An 18,943-nucleotide genomic window follows, 5' to 3' on the forward strand; every position below is an offset into this window, starting at 1 on the left:
ATAGTTACCTTCATAGCCTATAAAAATTTGAAAGCTATGAAAAAACTAATCTTCCTTATGATTCTACCACTCTTGTGGTCATGCCAGCCTCAGGAAAAGAGTAGTGTAAACCTGAATTACCCGGAGACCAAAAAAATTGACACAGTAGATGTCTATTTTGGTAGAGAAGTCCCCGATCCATATAGATGGCTTGAAGATGATACATCGGATGAAACAGCAGAATGGGTTCAATCTCAAAATAAGGTGACAAATTCATACTTGAGTAATATAGACTTCAGAGATGAGGTGAAAGCCCGATTAACAGCACTTGAGGATTATGAAAAAGTGAGCGCACCATTTATGCGAGGTGATTACTACTATTTCTATAAAAATGATGGACTTCAAAATCAATCAATACTATACCGAGTAAAAGACTTTGTAGATGATCCGGAAGTATTCCTTGATCCAAATAAATTCTCAGACGATGGTACAACAGCCCTTGGTGGCCTAAGCTTCTCAGACGATTTTAAATATGCATCATACAACATCTCTATTGGAGGTTCCGACTGGCGTACTGCATATATCATAGATACTGAAACCAAAGAACTACTGGATGACGAAATTAAATGGATCAAATTTTCCGGCATGAGCTGGTATAAAGATGGCTTTTATTATCAGCGATTTGACGAACCGAAAGAGGGTGATGAACTATCAGCTACGAACCAATATGGCAAAATTTATTATCATATGGTCGGAACCGACCAATCTGAAGATAGGCTTGTTTATTCAAATCCTGATAACGCTGAAAATAGATTTGGCGCAAGTGTAAGTGAAGATGAACGATTCTTATTTGTTTATTCCTACACCGGAACAAGCGGAAACGAATTGTATGTAAAGGATCTGTCGAAACCGAATAGCGATTTCACTCCTATTATTACTGGATTTGACAATGATCATTACATTGTTGATAATGATGGCGAAGATTTAATCATTCACACCAATTTGAACGCCCCCAACAACCGGATTGTTCGCGTGAATTACCTGAACCCCTCACCTGACAATTGGGTAGATATGATCCCCGAAACTGAGAATGTAATGAATGCTGGAACCGCAGGTGGAAATATTTTCACGTCATACTTAATCGATGCGAAGACAGCAATCAAACAATATGAATATAATGGCAATCTAATTAGAGATGTAAAACTGCCTGGTATTGGTACAGCAAGAGGCTTTGGCGGAGCTGCTGATGCAAATGAATTTTTCTACAACTTCACATCATTTACGGTACCCTCATCAGTCTACCGTTACAACATTGCTTCTGGAGAATCTGAACTTCACAGAAGACCTGAACTTGATTTTAACCCGGATGAATATATAACCAAGCAAATTTTCTATTCAAGCAAAGATGGTACTCAAGTTCCAATGTTTATTGTCCACAAGAAAGGAATCGAGCTCAATGGGAAAAATCCAACCTGGTTATATTCGTATGGTGGATTCAATATCAGCTTGAGACCTTCTTTTAGTACCTCTCGACTTGTCTGGCTAGAAAACGGTGGCGTTTTCGCCATGCCAAATATTCGTGGTGGTGGTGAATATGGTGAGGAATGGCACAAAGCAGGAACCAAGCTCCAAAAGATCAATGTATTCGAAGACTTTATTGCTGCCGGAGAATACCTCATCAGCGAAGGCTACACATCATCTGACTATCTCGCACTTCAAGGAGGCTCAAATGGCGGGCTACTTGTAGGCGCTACTATTAATATGCGACCTGACCTGGCTAAAGTCGCTTTCCCAATGGTTGGTGTAATGGACATGCTTCGTTACCAAAACTTCACTATTGGTAGAGCGTGGGCTGCTGACTATGGAACATCAGAGGATTCTGAAGAAATGTTTAATTACCTCTATTCTTACTCACCTGTGCACAACATAAATTCGGATGCTACATATCCTGCTGTTATGGTAACAACAGCAGATCATGATGATCGTGTTGTACCGGCTCACTCTTTTAAATATGCTGCCACACTTCAGGAAAATAATCCGAACAATCCTAACCCATTACTGATTAGGATTGAAACCAAGGCAGGTCATGGAGCAGGAATGTCAACAGAAAAGAGAATCGAACTTAGTGCAGATATGTATTCGTATGCATGGTACAGCATGGGCGTCATTCCAGAATTAGCCAGAAAAAAAATGTGACTTTTATTTACAAAAATTTGCTTCCCCTCGATCATGTGGGGAGGCTTTTATTTCAATAGACAATGGTTAAATTAAGAAAAGGAGAAAAAAAAGATCTTCCAGCTGTTCTAAATTTAATAAAAGAACTAGCTGAATATGAGAAAGCACTTGAACAAGTAGCGAACACCGTTTCCAAAATGGAAGAAGATGGATTTGGAGATCAGCCCATCTACGGACTTCTTGTGGCAGAAGAGAATGGAGTAATAATAGGAACATCTATCTATTATTATCGCTACTCCACATGGAAAGGAAAACGACTTTATTTGGAAGACTTAGTAGTTACCGAATCCAAAAGAGGAATCGGAGCTGGCAAATTACTCTTTGATGCAACACTGAAAATAGCCAAAGAAACCAAATGCTCGGGGATGATGTGGCAGGTGCTTGATTGGAACGAACCAGCGATCAACTTTTACAAAAAATATGACACCAATTTCGAAGACAATTGGATCAATTGTAACATCGACTTTTAGACTTCCTCGAGAACGGTTCGAAAAGCTGCCATTTTTGTCCCATATCGAATAATGGACTTCTTCTGGATTTTAGGAGCTACAGTATTTAAATATGTCTCTAAATGACCCAAGGTTTCTGCCATATATTGGATAGCATAAGTAGTTCCAGTATCATCTTGTCCTTCAGAAAGCATCTTCAGCATACGGTAGTCTGAAAAGAAGCCAGTTTCCATAACTTCCGGAATGTGAACCTCTTTCATCCAGCCGATCCAGTCTTGCTCCACATCATCGTCTATATTGACAGTAACATTGTATAAAATCATTCGTCCTTTATTAGGTTTGGCAAATTAAGGAAACGAAAAATTAACCTGACAGGGTTTCAAACAATTAATTTAATCGCTTGTTATTGTGGGCATGAGCGTCTATTCTATAAAAGATCTTGAGCACCTTTCGGGAATTAAAGCCCACACTATACGAATATGGGAGCAACGCTACAATCTCTTTTCACCTCAGCGTACAGCAACCAATATTCGGTTTTACAATGACGATGACTTAAAGCTAATTCTGAATATCGCAACGTTGAAGGATCATGGAATCAAGATTAGCAAGATTGTAGCCATGCCAAGAGATCTTCTGGCACAAGAGGTTCAAAATATTAGTTTTGAAGACCGCTCACATCAAGATCAAATAAGTGCACTAACCTTAGCAATGATCGATTTGAATGAAGATGCATTCGCGCTTATTTTGGAAGAATGCACTAAAATGATCGGATTCGAGAAAGCAATGATGGATATCATATATCCATTCATGCGAAAAATCGGAATTCTTTGGATGACCAATTCTATAAATCCAGCTCAGGAACATTTCATATCCCATCTGGTACGTCAAAAAATGATTGTAGCCACTGATCAGACTATATCAGTTGAGAATGGTTCACTCTTTCTATTATTCCTTCCAGAAGGTGAACTGCACGAATTAGGACTTTTGTTTGCTAACTTTTTATTAAGGTCAAAAGGTTTTAAGACAATTTTTTTCGGCCAAACAGTACCATTGGAGGCACTAGAAGAAGTGTATCATAAACTTAATCCGCAGTTTATGCTTACTGCAATGACTACAGCACCAGAATCAAAAGAAGTTCAAAAGTTTCTTAAAAACCTGGGCAGCAAATTTCAAAACTGTCAGGTTTATGTAACCGGAAGCAGGGTCGTTGGTCAAGGTTTGGAACTTCCAAATAATGTCGAATTGCTAAATCGATTCGAAGACCTAATATCAATTACTGAAAATAATTCCTCCAAAATATCATAATCAAGCCTCTAAGGATAGTTTTTTCTAACAATTCTTATTTTGTTTAACATTTTACTTGTTTTATTAAACAAAATATTTATACCTTCGTTTAACTTTTTTAATTAAACGTTAAACATTATGACAGCTTTAGAATTCGGTTACAAGATTGAAAATCTTACAACTTCATTGAAACCATATGCTTTGAAACTAACCAAAGACGGAGAAGATGCTAACGATCTACTACAAGAAACCGTTTTTAAAGCATACTCAAATCGCGATAAATTCCAGGCCGGTACTAACCTGAAAGCTTGGATGTATACCATTATGCGAAATACCTTCATCACCAACTACCAACGAATGGTGAGAAGAAACACTTTCATCGATACAACTGAAAACAATCACTTCATAAACTCAACCAGTTCAGTGATTGAAAACAAAGTGTATGGAGATTTTGTAATGAAGGACATCAAGTCAGCAATAGACAGCCTGAAAGACATGTATAAAGTTCCCTTTACGCTTTATTTTAGGGGCTTCAAATATCATGAAATAGCCGAAAAGCTTGACATTCCTATTGGAACCGTGAAAAATAGAATTCACATAGCCAGAAAAGAATTAAAAAGAGGATTAAAAGTATATGCCAACTAAAGATTTCCATAGTAGAGTTGTAGTGATAGGGGCCGGATTTTCCGGCCTTTCTTGTTCCTGCCATTTGGCAAAAATGGGCTATCAAGTAACGATACTTGAAAAGAATGATCAGCCAGGAGGTAGAGCTCGTAGCTACAGTGATCAAGGCTTTACATGGGACATGGGGCCATCATGGTATTGGATGCCTGATGTATTCGAGCAATTTTTTAGCACCTTCGGCAAAAAAGTTAGTGACTATTATCAACTTGATCGACTAAATCCATCGTATCGAATCAAGTTCAAAACCGACACAATGGATATTCCAGCAAGTATGCTTGAGCTGGAAAAGCTATTTGATAAAATAGAAGCTGGCAGCAGCCAAAAGCTTAGATCATTCCTAAAACAAGCCAAATACAAATATGATCTTGGTGTCAAAAAATTAGTTTACAAGCCAAGCAGGTCATTACTTGAGTTTGTAGACTTAAAATTACTGCTGGGCCTTCTCAAATTGGATGTATTTACATCTATGGCTAAGCATGTAAGGAAGCATTTTGAAGATGAGCGTCTCATCCAGCTAATGGAGTTTCCAATTCTGTTTCTTGGAGCAACAGCAGAAAATACACCCGCACTGTATAGTTTGATGAACTATGCAGACCTATCTCTCGGCACATGGTATCCAAAAGGAGGAATGAATTCTGTTGTAAAAGGGATGGTTAAATTGGCTGATGAACTAGGTGTTGATATTAAGCTTGAAGAAGAAGTGACAAATTTTTCATTCAAAGGCAATCAAATAGTTTCGGTAAATACATCCAATGAAACGTACGAGTGTGAGATGGTAGTAGCTGGAGCAGATTATCATCACATAGACCAGCATATTCTGCCACCATCATTTCAGAATTACAATAAAAAATATTGGGATTCCAGAGTGCTCGCACCTTCCTCCCTCCTGTTCTATTTAGGCGTTGATAAAGAGTTACCAAATCTCGAACACCATACTTTATTTTTTGATGAAGATTTTAAGCAGCATGCAAGTGAAATATATGATATGCCACAGTGGCCGAGTAAACCACTTCTATATGTTTCTGCTACCTCAAAAACAGATAATACAGTAGCACCAAAAGGAAAAGAAAACCTGGTGGTGTTAATTCCAGTAGCTCCAGATATTGAAGACACAAACGAAACACGAGAGCGTTATTTTAACTTGATAATGGACAAATTAGAATTATTTACTGGTGAGAAAATTCGTGATCACATCATATCCAAAAGGAGTTACGCACATAAAGAATTCATCAGCGATTATCATTCTTTTAAAGGGAATGCTTATGGTCTCGCAAACACACTAAGACAAACAGCTATCTTGAAACCATCGCTTAAAAACAAGCGCCTAAAAAACCTGTATTATACGGGACAATTGACAGTTCCAGGACCAGGTGTACCTCCGTCACTTATTTCTGGAGAAGTGATCGCTAAAGAAATCGGAAAAGATTTTCCTATTTTTAAAAATTGATGGAAGAACTCTATACTCAGACCGCTTTTGAATGCAGTAAGCTTATTACTAAAACTTACAGCACGTCATTCTCTTTAGGCATCCGCACCTTGCACAAAAGATATCACAAGCCAATTTATGCCATCTATGGGTTCGTCAGATATGCTGATGAGATTGTAGACACCTTCCATGATTATGACAAGAGAATGCTACTTCAAAGATTTAAAGAGGATACTTACAAATCGTTTGAAGAAAAAATAAGCCTTAATCCGGTGCTTCATTCATTTCAGCATGTGGTAAATAACTATAAGATTGATCATGATTTAATTGAAGCCTTTTTGGTTAGCATGGAAATGGATTTAAGCAAGAAAGATTATGCAGATCCAGACTACAAAAAATATATCTATGGTAGTGCTGAAGTAGTTGGTCTCATGTGCTTGAAGGTATTCTGTGGTGGTGAAGAAAATGAATACCAAAGACTATTACCTTCTGCAAAACATTTAGGTTCAGCTTTCCAGAAAGTAAACTTCCTTAGAGATATCAAAAGTGATTATGATGAAAGAGGTCGCATATATTTCCCTGGAATAGATTTCAATAGCTTTAACGAAGAGGAAAAGAAACAAATAGAGGCAGACATTAAAGATGAGTTTAAGAAAGCTGTAATTGGAATACGACAATTACCCAGGGGAGTCCGAGGAGGCGTGTATTTAGCATACATTTATTATTCTGTACTGTTTAAGAAAATAATCAAACTCTCGCCCGAGCGTGTAAAGTCCGAAAGAATCAGGGTTCCTAATTTTCGAAAATTCATACTCTTGATTAAATGCTACTTGCTACATAAACTCAATCTAATTGTAGAGTAAAACAAGATACCTTTGTAAGAGTTAATTAGGTATACATCTTATACATGTCAATATTGATAAACATACTTATAGTAGTTGGAACTTTCTTTTTCATGGAAGGAGTTGCTTGGTTTACTCATAAATATATCATGCATGGATTTTTATGGAGTTGGCATAGATCACATCACAAAGTTCATAATCATTCACTGGAAATGAATGATCTATTCGCAGTGGTATTTAGTATTCCATCAATTCTTACCATTTATGTTGGTTTTGAAAACTATGAACAATATTGGTGGCTACTCTACACTGGAATTGGAATTCTATGCTATGGAATTTTTTATTTCATATTTCATGACATTATTGTGCACCGGAGAATAAAAATTCCGTTTAAAGCAAAGAGCAAATACATGAAACGAATCATGAAAGCTCACTACATACATCATGAAAAACACACAAAAGAAGAAGCTGAAGCCTTTGGTTTTTTATATGCACCAAAAAAATACGAGAAATAACGTTCTTACATTATCATTTGATAATGTGAAAAATTATTACATTTGATAATCATTAGGAATCAGCTTGTTTAATAACCAAAAAAAGCGAGCTAAATGGCAGATCAAAAAAAGGATGAGGAGTGGGGACCTATTGAAGGTTTCTCCAACTATGAAATATCCAATCGAGGCAAAATCCGTAGCAAGAGCAGGAAAGTTTGGCACAAAGGAAGCAAAACACACATGAAATTGCGTGGGAAGCTTATGCGTCAACGATGGAATAAAATATGCAAATGCTACTTCTTAGACTTAATTGATGATAACGGAAAAAGACGAACCGTATATCCTCATAAAGAGACGGCAAAGGTTTTCGTGAAAAGAAAAGATGGTGAAAAATCTATGATCATTCACAAAGACAACAACCCAAGAAATAATTACTTTGAAAATCTGGAGTGGATGACCCCTTCAGAGCATATGAAGTGGCAGTTTGAAGTGGGTAACAAAAACAACTACAAAGTTTGGAAGACGAGGAAGAAAAGATACAAGAACGGTTTTAAGCCAGATACAGTTCTTCCTGGTAGACCAAAGAAGAATAAAACAAAAGCATAACAAGAGTTGATGCAAAAGAGTAAGGGGTTCCAAATGGAACCCCTTTTTTTAATAACTCTAACTAACCTAACCTAAATCAATTAATGCAATATTTTCCCATCCATCACTAATAAGCGATAGTAATTTGTCAGATAAATAAATGGGAATTATTCAGCAGATGGCTCTACGCTCACGTAGGATCTGTCTTTTTTTCCTTTGTGGAATTTCACTACACCATCAGACAAAGCGAATAGGGTGTGATCTTTTCCAAGACCTACGTTTTCCCCTGGATGATGCTTCGTTCCTCTCTGGCGAACGATGATATTTCCAGCGATCGCTTTCTGTCCACCGAAGATTTTCACTCCAAGTCGTTTACTTTCCGACTCTCTTCCGTTTTTCGAACTACCTACACCTTTCTTGTGTGCCATGAGATTTTATCCTTTAATGTCTTCGATCAAAATTTTTGAAAACTGCTGACGGTGACCATTCTTCACTCGGTAGCCTTTTCTTCTTTTCTTTTTGAACACGATCACTTTGTCGTCTTTCACATGCTCAAGAATCTTAGCAGAAACTTTGGCTCCTTTCACAGTAGGCGCTCCTACCTTCACTTTGCCATCATTATCTACTAGTAGCACTTTATCAAAGTCTACTTTTGCACCCTCCTTACTGTCCATCAATGGAGCGTAAAGGAATTTGTCTTTCTCTGCTTTATATTGCTTGCCAGCAATGTCTACTATCGCGTACATTTTATCTTCTTTTGAAAAAAGGATTGCAAAGATAAGATTTCAATGTGAATATCCAAATAGGAAGTGCGTATAAAGTGTAGTTAAAATATTTTTAATTTTTTTTTCACTTTTTTTTACCCCCATTTCTGCGCGTTTTCCTCAAAGTTACGGTTACAAAATTGGATGCTAATCCACTAAAAAACAATTCGTTATCATAAATTAATAATATCCAAATCGCACCTTCCGCACCCGTAATAACTGCTTGGAATTCCGCTCTGTTTTGAACAGATTTGTAGATAAGCCACCGAGAAAAATAAACCACTCATAAGGCTGTATCCCAGGACTTAAAAAGTTTTTAAAAAAGCACACTCTTTTCGTGAGCTTAGGGACGTTTTATTGTTTATATAAATAGAATAAAACTATTTGAATTAACAGACACTATGAGCGACTTAGCAGCACATGCAGAAGAACCTATTCTAAAGGAGAATAAAGATCGTTTTGTTCTCTTTCCAATTCAGCATAATGACATCTGGGAGTTTTATAAGAAAGCTGAAGCAAGCTTTTGGACTGCCGAAGAAATTGACTTAAGTCAAGACTTGAAAGATTGGAACAACACCATGAATGATGAAGAGAAACATTTCATCAAACATGTTCTTGCATTCTTTGCTGCAAGCGATGGTATTGTAAATGAAAATCTAGCTGAAAATTTTGTTGCTGAAGTTCAGTATACTGAAGCCAAGTTCTTCTATGGTTTTCAAATCGCTGTAGAAAATATTCATTCTGAGACGTACTCCCTATTAATAGATACTTATGTAAAAGATCCGAAAGAGAAAGACTACCTATTCAATGCCATTGAGACAATGGACTGTGTGAAGAAGAAGGCCAACTGGGCATTGAGGTGGATTGATGAAGGATCATTTGCTGAAAGACTTGTTGCATTTGCAGCAGTAGAAGGGATTTTCTTCTCAGGCAGTTTCTGTAGTATCTTCTGGTTGAAGAAAAGAGGCCTTATGCCAGGACTTGCATTCTCAAATGAACTTATCTCTAGAGATGAAGGTCTTCATTGTGATTTTGCATGCCTATTATATACGAGTCATATAAAGAAGCAGCTATCAAAAGAGACTGTTCAAAAAATCATTCAGGATGCAGTAGCCATCGAAAAAGAATTTGTAACCGACGCACTCCCTGTGAAACTAATAGGCATGAACTCAGACCTGATGTGCCAGTACATTGAGTTCGTTGCAGATCGCCTACTGATCGAGCTTGGATGTGACAAAATATATAATTCAACCAACCCATTTGACTTCATGGAAATGATTTCTCTACAAGGAAAAACAAATTTCTTTGAGAAAAGAGTTGGTGAGTATCAGAAAGCCGGCGTTATGGATGGAGATAGCGGGAAATCCAAATTTTCATTGGATGAAGAATTTTAAAGAAATTATTGTAATCACCTTATCACGATAGCCCTATGTTAGTAGTAAAAAGAGACGGAAGACGAGAATCCGTAAAATTTGACAAAATCACAGCCCGGATAGAAAAGCTGTGTTATGGTCTAAATGCAGACTATGTAAAGCCAGTAGAGATTGCCAAAAAAGTAATTGATGGATTATACGATGGTGTATCTACAGTTGAACTTGATAATCTAGCTGCTGAAACTGCGGCGACCATGACTACACGTCACCCGGATTTCGCCAAGCTTGCAGCACGCATCTCTATTTCAAACCTTCACAAGGTGACTGAAACCTCATTCTCAAACACCATGAAGAGAATGTATGAGTACATCAATCCAAAAACGGGTGAAAATGCTGCGCTTCTTTCAAAAGAAGTTTATGGCATTATTCGATCCAATGCTAAAAAGCTGGATGATGCTATTGAGTACGATAGAGATTACAACTATGACTACTTCGGATATAAAACTCTAGAGCGCTCGTACCTTATGAAACTTGATGGCAAGATTGTGGAGCGTCCACAGCATATGCTTATGAGAGTTTCTGTGGGTATTCATGGTGAGGATATTCAATCAGCTATTCAGACATACAACCTAATGTCTGAGAAGTGGTTCACACACGCGACTCCTACATTATTCAATGCAGGAACACCAAAACCACAACTTTCCTCTTGCTTCCTTCTTACCATGCAAGATGATAGTATTGATGGCATCTATGACACGTTAAAGCAGTGCGCGAAGATTTCTCAGTCTGCGGGTGGGATTGGGCTGAGCATCCACAATGTGCGAGCCACAGGAGCATACATCAAAGGAACCAATGGCACTTCCAACGGAATCGTGCCGATGCTTCGAAACTTTGATATGACGGCACGCTATGTAGATCAAGGTGGAGGAAAGCGTAAGGGAAGCTTTGCGATTTACTTAGAGCCATGGCATGCAGATATCTTCGACTTCCTTGATTTAAGAAAGAATCATGGAAAAGAAGAAATGAGAGCACGGGACTTATTCTATGCACTCTGGATTCCAGATCTTTTCATGAAGCGTGTAGAGGAAAACGGAGACTGGACAATCATGTCTCCTGACGAGTGTCCGGGACTTTACGAGGCTTACGGCGATGAATTTGAAGCTTTGTATGAAAAATACGAACGAGAAGGAAAAGGAAAGACCATTAAAGCACAAGATTTATGGTTTGAAATTCTTGAAGCGCAAATAGAAACAGGTACTCCTTACATGCTATATAAGGATGCTGCTAACAAGAAATCAAATCAGAAAAATCTGGGTACCATCCGATCTAGTAACTTATGTACAGAGATCATGGAGTATACTTCTAAAGATGAAGTTGCTGTTTGTAATCTTGCTTCTATTGCACTTTCCAGATTCGTAATTGATGGAAAATTTGATCATCAAAAATTGTATGAAATAACCAAAGTGGTAACTCGAAACCTTAATAAGGTTATTGATGTGAATTACTATCCGGTACCTGAAGCAAGAAACTCGAACATGAAGCACCGACCAATCGGAATTGGCGTACAAGGTCTTGCTGATACTTTCTTATTACTTAAAATGGCTTTTGAGTCCGGAGAAGCACAGAAGTTGAACAAAGAAATCTTTGAGACTATCTATTTCGCTGCAATGGAGACATCCATGGAAATAGCAGAAGTAGAAGGTGCCTATGAGACGTTCAAAGGTTCTCCTGTATCTAAAGGCGTATTCCAATTTGATATGTGGGGTGTTACTCCAGATTCAGGCAGATGGGATTGGACAGAGCTGAAACAAAAGGTGAAGAAAAATGGTGTTAGAAACTCATTACTTCTTGCACCAATGCCAACAGCATCTACCTCTCAGATTCTAGGGAATAATGAGTGCTTTGAACCATATACATCCAATCTGTATTTAAGAAGAGTCCTTTCTGGCGAATTCATCGTTGCTAATAAGCACCTGATGAGTGAACTTATTGACCTTGGTCTTTGGGACGAGCGCATGATGAATAGAATCAAAGCAGAGAATGGATCAATCCAAAACATCGCTGAGATTCCAGATGAAATCAAGGAAAGATACAAAACTGTCTGGGAGATTTCTCAGAAAGCAATCATTGATATGTCTGCAGACAGAGGAGCCTATATCTGTCAGAGTCAGAGCTTAAATATCCACTTACAGGATGCCAACTTTGGTAAGATGACCTCTATGCACTTTTATGCTTGGAAGAAAGGCTTGAAGACAGGCATGTACTACTTGAGAACCAAGGCAGCCACAGACGCTATCAAGTTTACTGTATCGAAAGAAAAAGAAGAACAGCCAAAGGAAGCCACAGCCGCTCAGCCGGCAGCAGCGACGCAAGCTCAGATTGATCAGCAAGCAGCAATGCAATGCTCTCTTGACGATCCTGAAGGATGCGAAATGTGTGGTTCTTAAGAATTAAAGTGTAATTCTAATAAAGAAGCCTTGTTCGATTGAGCAGGGCTTCTTTATTTCAATCCTTTAATGATCTCTTCAACCACCTCAGGATTTAATAGGGTTGATGTATCGCCGAGATTTGAGGTGTCCTTACTAGCAATTTTTCGAAGAATTCTTCGCATTATCTTACCGGAACGAGTTTTAGGTAATCCAGGTACTAACTGTACTTGATCAGGTTTGGCAATTGCCCCGATCATTCTACTGACCGTTTCTCTAATCTCCTCCTCTATTCCATCTGTCTCTGCAATTACGAATGCATAGATACCTTGTCCTTTTATATCATGCGGAAATCCGACAACAGCCGACTCAACTACCTTCGGATGTTCATTGATAGCATTCTCAACCTCGGCAGTGCCCATTCTGTGCCCAGATACATTTATTACATCATCAACCCTACCTAGTATTCTTAAATAACCATCGTGATCTCTCCTGGCTCCATCTCCAGTAAAATACATATTCTTATACGTAGCGAAGTAAGTCTGTCTACAACGATCATGATCACCATAAGTGGTTCTTAAAATAGATGGCCATGGGAATTTTACACAAAGATTCCCTTCTACATTATTACCTTCCAATTCTTTACCTTCAGCATCCACGATTACTGGCTGGATGCCCGGAAGTGGTAAGGAGGCATGGGCTGGCTTATTAGGTGTAATACCCGCCAAAGCCGAGATCATGATACCTCCCGTTTCTGTCTGCCACCAAGTATCTACTAGTGGACACCTTCCCTTCCCTATTTGTTCATGATACCAATGCCAGGCTTCTTCGTTGATCGGCTCCCCTACTGATCCTATAACCCGCAAAGAGTCAAGCTTATGTTTTTTCACCGGATCCAACCCATGAGCTTGAAGTGCACGAATGGCAGTGGGAGCTGTGTAGAATTGATTCACCTGATGCTTATCGCATACATCCCAAAAGCGGCCAGCATCAGGGTAGGTAGGCACACCTTCAAACATTATGGTAGTTGCTCCGGTCAAAAGCGGTCCGTAGACAATATAAGAGTGGCCAGTAATCCAGCCTACATCTGCCGTACACCAATATATATCTCCAAACTTGTATTGGAAAACATTTAGGAATGAATAATAAGAATATACCATGTATCCTCCACATGTATGCACAACACCCTTAGGCTTGCCTGTAGACCCAGATGTATACAGGATAAATAACATATCCTCGGAATCCATTTCTTCAGCATCATTTTCCTCTGACATTCCTTTAATTGCGTCATGCCACCATAAGTCTCTACCAATTTTCATATGCACCTCAGATTTGGTACGCTGAAATACGATCACTTTATCTACACAATCACACCTCTCTAAAGCTTCATCTACAACACCCTTCACATTCATGGTTTTGGCTCCACGAAAATTTCCATCAGCCGTCAACACCATTCTGGCTTCACAGTCAGTAATTCTATCCGCCAAAGCACTGGAAGAGAAACCAGCAAAAACGACCGAATGAACCGCTCCGATTCTAGCACATGCCATCATTGCAATAGCAGCTTCTGGCACCATAGGCATATATATTATTACCCGATCTCCCTTTCCGACTCCATTCGCGATCATTGCGTTAGCAAATTGACATACCTTTTTATGAAGTTCATTGTAGGTAATTGATTGAGATGACTCTACTGGATCATTTGGCTCCCACAAGATCGCTACTTGATCCCCTCTTTCTGCCAAGTGTCTGTCAAGCAAATTTTCTGTGATATTAAGTTTCCCTCCAATAAACCATTTCACATCTGGCTCTTTAAAATTCCAAACTAAAGTTTGAGTCCATTTCTTTTTCCAAGTGAAAGAATCAGCTATCTCATTCCAGAATGTTTCGGGATCTTCAATGCTATGATCGTATTTTTTTGTGTACTCGCTAAGTGAGGAAATTCGGTGAGATTCATTCAAATTGTTCATAGTTTTAAATCTAACAAATGCACATCTTAGCACCATATGAATAATGGGCTTTATAAAATTGTGACAAGACCTATTTTTCTATTCTTAAAAAGCTTTTTCATTTAAAGAGAAAACTCCTATCTTTGCCGTCCGAAATTTTTAGAATACTAGAAACGCGTTATGGCAAACCATAAATCAGCACTTAAGAGAATAAGAAGTAACGAGTCGAAAAGACTGAGAAACAGATATCAGCACAAGACGACTCGAACGTTCATCAAAAGACTAAGAGAGACGACTGACAAGAAAGCAGGTGAAGAGCTTCTAACTCAGGTTATCTCTATGGTGGATAGACTTTCCAAGAAGAATATTATTCACAAAAATAAAGCTGGACACCTTAAGTCTCAATTGACTAAGCACGTAGCTGGTCTTTAAGCTTTAGATCAAAGAATTTTTTTTTACCCTGTGTAAGCAATTGCACAGGGTTTTTTATTTTTTCTATTTCCACCTCATTATTCCTAAAACTCCAAATCTCTAGCAACACTTTATAAATAGATTTATCTACCACTTTTTAGTTGATGCATTAATTTACACACGAATTATTACCATCGAAATTCTGCTGTCGGGTTATTAATCTCAGATAAAAAACTGATGGACGATAATCGATTAACAATCAAGCGATGGGCTGAGGAAGATCGCCCCCGTGAGAAATTACTACTCAAAGGGAAATCTGCGTTGTCGGAAGCTGAGCTTATTGCCATTCTTATTGGTTCCGGTAATACCGAGCAGACAGCTGTTGAACTCTCACAACACATTTTAAATCAGTGCGGAAATAGCCTGGCAAATCTGGCTAGACTATCGGTTAAGGATTTAGAAAAGTTTAAAGGTATAGGTGAAGCCAAAGCGATTGTAATTGTCGCCGCTCTTGAGATTGGTCGTCGAAGGAAAGAAGTAGAACCAGCCAAAAGAATAAAAATCACTTCCTCTACCGATGCATTCAATCTATTACATGGAGATTTCATGGATCTACGACATGAAGAGTTTTGGTTGATAATGATGAAGCGAAACAATGAGGTATTAAAAAAAGAGATGTTGAGCCGTGGGGGTGTTTCGGGCACAGTTGTGGACGCCAAGATTATATTCAAACGTGCTCTTGAAGAAACAGCAAGTGGAATAATTTTAGCACATAATCATCCGAGTGGTAATCTAATGCCCAGTCAGGAAGATATAACTTTGACTAAACGTTTGAGAACCGCAGGAATAACTTTGGATATTTCAGTTCTTGATCATTTGATCATCACGGATCAAGGTTTTTTCAGTTTCGCGGACGAAAGCATGATCTAATAGAATCAACATTTAAATTTGTAACAAATTACTCGCTATGAAGAAAATCTGGCTGATTCTAATACCGGCAGTCATTGTTGTTTATGTAATTACGCAATCTAGCGGTTCAGATGAAGTGTACATCCAGGAGATACAATCTTTTTGGAAAGAGCGAAATGAATTCTTTCAATCATCTGAAGCCAGTCCTTTTATTCAGAAAAATGAGGAACACAAAGAAGTAGCATACTTTGAGCCTAATTCGGACTACCGAGTGAGCGGCAAGCTATCGCGTTTCACAAAGAGGGAAACATTGGCCCTTGGCAATAGCGATGGAACAACTACCACCTACTTAAAATTTGCAAACGTCAATTTCAAAATCAAGGACAAGCCATGTTCATTACTAATTCTCAAAGCTCTCGGCTTTGGCAATCAATATTTATTGGCATTTGGAGATGCTACAAGCGGAGAGTCCACATATGGAGGTGGTCGTTACCTCGATGTTGTCATTGGTAAATCAGATCTGCTCACACTCGACTTCAATAAAGCATACAACCCATATTGTGCCTATTTTGATGATTTTACATGCCCATTACCACCAATTGAAAATCTTTTGGAAGTCTCAATTGAAGCCGGTGAAAAGAATTATCCGCATTAGGTTCAGAATCAAGCCTAGCAGCTAAGTAGATTCTTTATTTTTGCCCTCTTAATTCAGAGACTCGAGATGAAGATATCTTATAATTGGCTTAGAGAATACATTGACTTCAAAGAATCTCCTGAGAAATTGGGAGACATCCTTACACAAACAGGATTGGAAGTAGAGGGTATTGAAAAGGTAGAAAAGATACCAGGTGGTTTAGAGGGAATAGTAGTTGGTGAGGTAGTATCTTGTGATCAGCATCCAAATGCTGATAAGCTAAAAATCACCAAAGTTGATATTGGGGCAGATCAACCATCAGATATTGTTTGTGGCGCACCCAATGTTGCAAAAGGTCAAAAAGTATTAGTAGCTACCATCAATGCTACTATTCACCCTGCCAATGGAGAGTCCTTCAAAATCAAAAAGGCAAAGATTCGTGGCGAAGTTTCTGAAGGGATGATTTGTGCCGAGGACGAACTTGGGCTTGGAAGTAGTCACGATGGGATCATGGTGTTGGATACGGACAAGCCAAATGGCACTCCTGCAATTGAACTATTCGAAACAGGTGAAGATTTCATCTTTGAAATCGGGCTAACGCCAAATAGAGGTGATGCTACTTCCCACATGGGTTCTGCCAGAGACTTGAAAGCATATTTCAGGAAGGAGTTAACCATTCCTCAGCCTAAATCTTTCAAAATCAAAAATGATCGTCCCATCTCTATTGAGGTGAAAGATAACGAAAGGTGTCCGAGATTTTCCGGCGTTACAATTAGGGGTATAAAGGTTCAAGCCTCTCCTGATTGGTTACAATGGAAGCTCCGATCCATTGGCCTTGAACCAATCAATAATGTGGTAGATGTAACTAATTATGTTCTTCATTCAATTGGTCAGCCAATGCATGCATATGACGCAACGCATATCAAGGGAGGTAAGATCATTGTCGACACACTAAAAGATAACACCCCATTTACTACTCTCGAGGGTAAGGAAAGGAAGCTTAGCAAAGATGACCTTATGGTTTGTAATGGAGCGGGTGAAGGTATGTGTATGGCAGGTGTACTAGGAGGTCTGAATTCAGGAGTAACTGAAGAAACGACAGATATATTCTTAGAGAGCGCGTATTGGAACGCAGACGGTATTAGATCAACTGCTCAAAGACATACCATATCCACAGATGCTTCTTTCAGATATGAACGTGGTGCCGACCCTGAAATGACCATTCCAGCCGTGAAGCTTGGTACGTCATTAATTCTAGAGCTTGGAGGAGGGGATATAGCATCAGATATTGTAGATATATACCCCAACCCAATCAAGGAAAAAGAAATTGAAATTGAATTCAAAACATTCCATTGGCTAATCGGAAAAGAGCTTGATCATCAACTCATATTAGAAATCCTCAACTGGCTGGATATTAAAACCGAGGAGATATCTAAAAGTGGCTTCAAAGCAATTATCCCAGCTTACAGAAGTGATGTCACTCGCCCAGCAGACCTTGTTGAGGAAGTACTGAGGATTTATGGATTCAATGAGGTTGAGTTAGATGAGGAATTTTCAGCAGATTATCTGGCCGAATTTAATGAATATGAACCTTATCGAGTTCAAGAAGATCTTTCTCGTTTTCTAGCAGGTAGAGGTTACTCTGAGATTTTAACTAACTCTCTAACCAGTCCAAGGTACTATGAAGAATTTCCTCTCGGAGGTGAGCCTGTAAAGATGCTCAACCCTTCCAGTGAAGAATTGACCATAATGAAGACATCTCCAGTATATACTGCATTGGAATCTGTCTCCTACAACATCAATAGACGCAATCCGAATTTGAAATTTTTCGAGTTCGGACGTTCTTACAAAAAAGAAGAGAAAGATTACAAGGAGTCTGAATGGTTATCCTTCTACCTCACTGGCAATACTGCAGAAGCTAATTGGCTAGACGAGCCAAGGAAAAGCTCCTTTCATGATCTCAGCACTTCAGTTTTAGGAATGCTGAAATATGCTGGAATCAGAAAGACTGAAATTATACCTTCTGAGAAAGATACCTTGTATGAGTATGGTGTTGTGATCAAAAAAGAGGGTAAGATGCTTGGAATACTGGGGAAATTGAAAAAAGAGCTACTCTCAATTTATGGAATAAAACAGGCTGTTTTTCATGCACAGCTGGATTGGGTAAATATTATCAAACTTTATAAATCCGACATTGCCTACGCGCCTATTCCAAAGTATCCTGAAGTAAAGAGAGATCTTTCGTTAGTTCTGGATAAAAAGATAACTTATGCTGATATCCAACAACTTGCATACAGACAGGAAAAGAAATTATTAAATAGAATGAACCTTTTCAGTGTCTACGAGGGCGATAAAATAGAAAAAGGAAAAAAAGCTTATGCAATTAGTTTTTTTCTTCAAGATAAATTCAAAACTTTAACAGATAAACAGATCGACAAAAGTATGAACAGCCTAATAAGCTTATATGAAAAAGAGCTTGGAGCTGTGATACGAAAATAA

General features: G+C 38.5%; 18 protein-coding genes. 14 read left to right on the plus strand and 4 right to left on the minus strand.

Features of this window, described 5'->3' with window-relative positions:
- Window positions 1-36: 36 nt before the first annotated feature.
- Together ABJG98_RS17475 and ABJG98_RS17480 are read left to right on the plus strand one after the other, a co-directional pair.
- Entirely contained in the window at window positions 37-2,175 is a 2,139-nt protein-coding gene (locus ABJG98_RS17475) for a prolyl oligopeptidase family serine peptidase (protein ID WP_348280838.1), read from the plus strand.
- Between the two features lie 62 nt (window positions 2,176-2,237).
- Window positions 2,238-2,684 (plus strand): GNAT family N-acetyltransferase, encoded by a 447-nt coding sequence (locus tag ABJG98_RS17480; protein WP_348280839.1) that lies wholly within the window; start codon window positions 2,238-2,240, stop codon window positions 2,682-2,684.
- On the opposite strand, the gene ABJG98_RS17485 is transcribed toward ABJG98_RS17480, so the two are convergent.
- Window positions 2,681-2,986, minus strand: coding sequence for a DUF4286 family protein (locus ABJG98_RS17485; protein WP_348280840.1), 306 nt, complete (start codon window positions 2,984-2,986; stop codon window positions 2,681-2,683). The two genes, ABJG98_RS17480 and ABJG98_RS17485, sit on opposite strands and share 4 nt — an antisense overlap.
- A gap of 91 nt (window positions 2,987-3,077) precedes the next feature.
- Here ABJG98_RS17485 and ABJG98_RS17490 point away from each other — a divergent pair, with 91 nt between their 5' ends.
- The 6 genes from ABJG98_RS17490 (at window position 3,078) to ABJG98_RS17515 (ending at window position 7,999) form a co-directional block, all read left to right on the plus strand.
- On the plus strand, window positions 3,078-3,968 hold the full coding sequence (locus ABJG98_RS17490) for a MerR family transcriptional regulator (protein ID WP_348280841.1): 891 nt from the start codon (window positions 3,078-3,080) through the stop codon (window positions 3,966-3,968).
- 117 nt (window positions 3,969-4,085) lie between these two features.
- Window positions 4,086-4,592: an RNA polymerase sigma factor gene (locus ABJG98_RS17495; RefSeq protein WP_348280842.1), complete on the plus strand. Its 507-nt coding sequence runs from the start codon at window positions 4,086-4,088 to the stop codon at window positions 4,590-4,592.
- Window positions 4,582-6,078, plus strand: a complete 1,497-nt coding sequence (gene crtI / locus ABJG98_RS17500; protein WP_348280843.1) for a phytoene desaturase family protein — start codon at window positions 4,582-4,584, stop codon at window positions 6,076-6,078. Before ABJG98_RS17495 ends, crtI begins: the two co-directional genes overlap by 11 nt.
- A complete protein-coding gene (locus ABJG98_RS17505) occupies window positions 6,078-6,920 on the plus strand; it encodes a phytoene/squalene synthase family protein (RefSeq protein WP_348280844.1) in 843 nt (280 codons plus the stop codon). Before crtI ends, ABJG98_RS17505 begins: the two co-directional genes overlap by 1 nt.
- A gap of 44 nt (window positions 6,921-6,964) precedes the next feature.
- Window positions 6,965-7,414 carry a beta-carotene hydroxylase gene (locus tag ABJG98_RS17510; protein ID WP_348280845.1) on the plus strand — a complete coding sequence of 150 codons (450 nt, stop codon included), beginning with the start codon at window positions 6,965-6,967 and terminating at the stop codon, window positions 7,412-7,414.
- A 93-nt stretch (window positions 7,415-7,507) separates the two neighbouring features.
- The gene (locus ABJG98_RS17515; RefSeq protein ID WP_348280846.1) at window positions 7,508-7,999 is read left to right on the plus strand and encodes an NUMOD4 domain-containing protein; all 492 of its coding nucleotides are present in this window, start codon (window positions 7,508-7,510) and stop codon (window positions 7,997-7,999) included.
- A 146-nt stretch (window positions 8,000-8,145) separates the two neighbouring features.
- Here the strand turns inward: ABJG98_RS17515 and rpmA are convergent, their stop codons facing one another.
- Entirely contained in the window at window positions 8,146-8,406 is a 261-nt protein-coding gene (gene rpmA / locus ABJG98_RS17520) for a 50S ribosomal protein L27 (protein ID WP_348280847.1), read from the minus strand.
- A 6-nt stretch (window positions 8,407-8,412) separates the two neighbouring features.
- Window positions 8,413-8,724 carry a 50S ribosomal protein L21 gene (gene rplU / locus ABJG98_RS17525; RefSeq protein ID WP_348280848.1) on the minus strand — a complete coding sequence of 104 codons (312 nt, stop codon included), beginning with the start codon at window positions 8,722-8,724 and terminating at the stop codon, window positions 8,413-8,415.
- A 419-nt stretch (window positions 8,725-9,143) separates the two neighbouring features.
- Here rplU and ABJG98_RS17530 point away from each other — a divergent pair, with 419 nt between their 5' ends.
- Complete coding sequence (locus ABJG98_RS17530; RefSeq protein ID WP_348280849.1) at window positions 9,144-10,136, plus strand: ribonucleoside-diphosphate reductase small subunit; 993 nt, start codon at window positions 9,144-9,146, stop codon at window positions 10,134-10,136.
- A 35-nt stretch (window positions 10,137-10,171) separates the two neighbouring features.
- On the plus strand, window positions 10,172-12,562 hold the full coding sequence (locus ABJG98_RS17535) for a ribonucleoside-diphosphate reductase subunit alpha (RefSeq protein ID WP_348280850.1): 2,391 nt from the start codon (window positions 10,172-10,174) through the stop codon (window positions 12,560-12,562).
- Between the two features lie 53 nt (window positions 12,563-12,615).
- Here the strand turns inward: ABJG98_RS17535 and acs are convergent, their stop codons facing one another.
- The gene (gene acs / locus ABJG98_RS17540) at window positions 12,616-14,511 is read right to left on the minus strand and encodes an acetate--CoA ligase (protein ID WP_348280851.1); all 1,896 of its coding nucleotides are present in this window, start codon (window positions 14,509-14,511) and stop codon (window positions 12,616-12,618) included.
- Window positions 14,512-14,670: 159 nt separating this feature from the next.
- Between acs and rpsT the strand changes: the two genes are divergently transcribed.
- The 4 genes from rpsT to pheT all read left to right on the plus strand — a co-directional run bounded on the left by rpsT (window position 14,671) and on the right by pheT (window position 18,943).
- Entirely contained in the window at window positions 14,671-14,922 is a 252-nt protein-coding gene (gene rpsT, locus ABJG98_RS17545; protein WP_348280852.1) for a 30S ribosomal protein S20, read from the plus strand.
- Window positions 14,923-15,138: 216 nt separating this feature from the next.
- Window positions 15,139-15,831 carry a DNA repair protein RadC gene (gene radC, locus ABJG98_RS17550; protein WP_348280853.1) on the plus strand — a complete coding sequence of 231 codons (693 nt, stop codon included), beginning with the start codon at window positions 15,139-15,141 and terminating at the stop codon, window positions 15,829-15,831.
- Between the two features lie 37 nt (window positions 15,832-15,868).
- Window positions 15,869-16,465, plus strand: a complete 597-nt coding sequence (locus ABJG98_RS17555) for a DUF1684 domain-containing protein (protein WP_348280854.1) — start codon at window positions 15,869-15,871, stop codon at window positions 16,463-16,465.
- A 66-nt stretch (window positions 16,466-16,531) separates the two neighbouring features.
- On the plus strand, window positions 16,532-18,943 hold the full coding sequence (gene pheT / locus ABJG98_RS17560; RefSeq protein ID WP_348280855.1) for a phenylalanine--tRNA ligase subunit beta: 2,412 nt from the start codon (window positions 16,532-16,534) through the stop codon (window positions 18,941-18,943).

The sequence above is a fragment of the Ekhidna sp. genome (assembly GCF_039960695.1).
In the GTDB taxonomy this organism is placed as follows: Bacteria; Bacteroidota; Bacteroidia; order Cytophagales; family Cyclobacteriaceae; genus Ekhidna.

Bases quoted from the DNA above. Each gene is read 5' to 3' on its own strand.
- ABJG98_RS17475 (WP_348280838.1), top strand. From the start codon at position 37: ATGAAAAAACTAATCTTCCTTATGATTCTACCACTCTTGTGGTCATGC.
- ABJG98_RS17480 (WP_348280839.1), top strand. From the start codon at position 2,238: ATGGTTAAATTAAGAAAAGGAGAAAAAAAAGATCTTCCAGCTGTTCTA.
- ABJG98_RS17485 (WP_348280840.1), bottom strand. From the start codon at position 2,986: ATGATTTTATACAATGTTACTGTCAATATAGACGATGATGTGGAGCAA.
- ABJG98_RS17490 (WP_348280841.1), top strand. From the start codon at position 3,078: ATGAGCGTCTATTCTATAAAAGATCTTGAGCACCTTTCGGGAATTAAA.
- ABJG98_RS17495 (WP_348280842.1), top strand. From the start codon at position 4,086: ATGACAGCTTTAGAATTCGGTTACAAGATTGAAAATCTTACAACTTCA.
- crtI (WP_348280843.1), top strand. From the start codon at position 4,582: ATGCCAACTAAAGATTTCCATAGTAGAGTTGTAGTGATAGGGGCCGGA.
- ABJG98_RS17505 (WP_348280844.1), top strand. From the start codon at position 6,078: ATGGAAGAACTCTATACTCAGACCGCTTTTGAATGCAGTAAGCTTATT.
- ABJG98_RS17510 (WP_348280845.1), top strand. From the start codon at position 6,965: ATGTCAATATTGATAAACATACTTATAGTAGTTGGAACTTTCTTTTTC.
- ABJG98_RS17515 (WP_348280846.1), top strand. From the start codon at position 7,508: ATGGCAGATCAAAAAAAGGATGAGGAGTGGGGACCTATTGAAGGTTTC.
- rpmA (WP_348280847.1), bottom strand. From the start codon at position 8,406: ATGGCACACAAGAAAGGTGTAGGTAGTTCGAAAAACGGAAGAGAGTCG.
- rplU (WP_348280848.1), bottom strand. From the start codon at position 8,724: ATGTACGCGATAGTAGACATTGCTGGCAAGCAATATAAAGCAGAGAAA.
- ABJG98_RS17530 (WP_348280849.1), top strand. From the start codon at position 9,144: ATGAGCGACTTAGCAGCACATGCAGAAGAACCTATTCTAAAGGAGAAT.
- ABJG98_RS17535 (WP_348280850.1), top strand. From the start codon at position 10,172: ATGTTAGTAGTAAAAAGAGACGGAAGACGAGAATCCGTAAAATTTGAC.
- acs (WP_348280851.1), bottom strand. From the start codon at position 14,511: ATGAACAATTTGAATGAATCTCACCGAATTTCCTCACTTAGCGAGTAC.
- rpsT (WP_348280852.1), top strand. From the start codon at position 14,671: ATGGCAAACCATAAATCAGCACTTAAGAGAATAAGAAGTAACGAGTCG.
- radC (WP_348280853.1), top strand. From the start codon at position 15,139: ATGGACGATAATCGATTAACAATCAAGCGATGGGCTGAGGAAGATCGC.
- ABJG98_RS17555 (WP_348280854.1), top strand. From the start codon at position 15,869: ATGAAGAAAATCTGGCTGATTCTAATACCGGCAGTCATTGTTGTTTAT.
- pheT (WP_348280855.1), top strand. From the start codon at position 16,532: ATGAAGATATCTTATAATTGGCTTAGAGAATACATTGACTTCAAAGAA.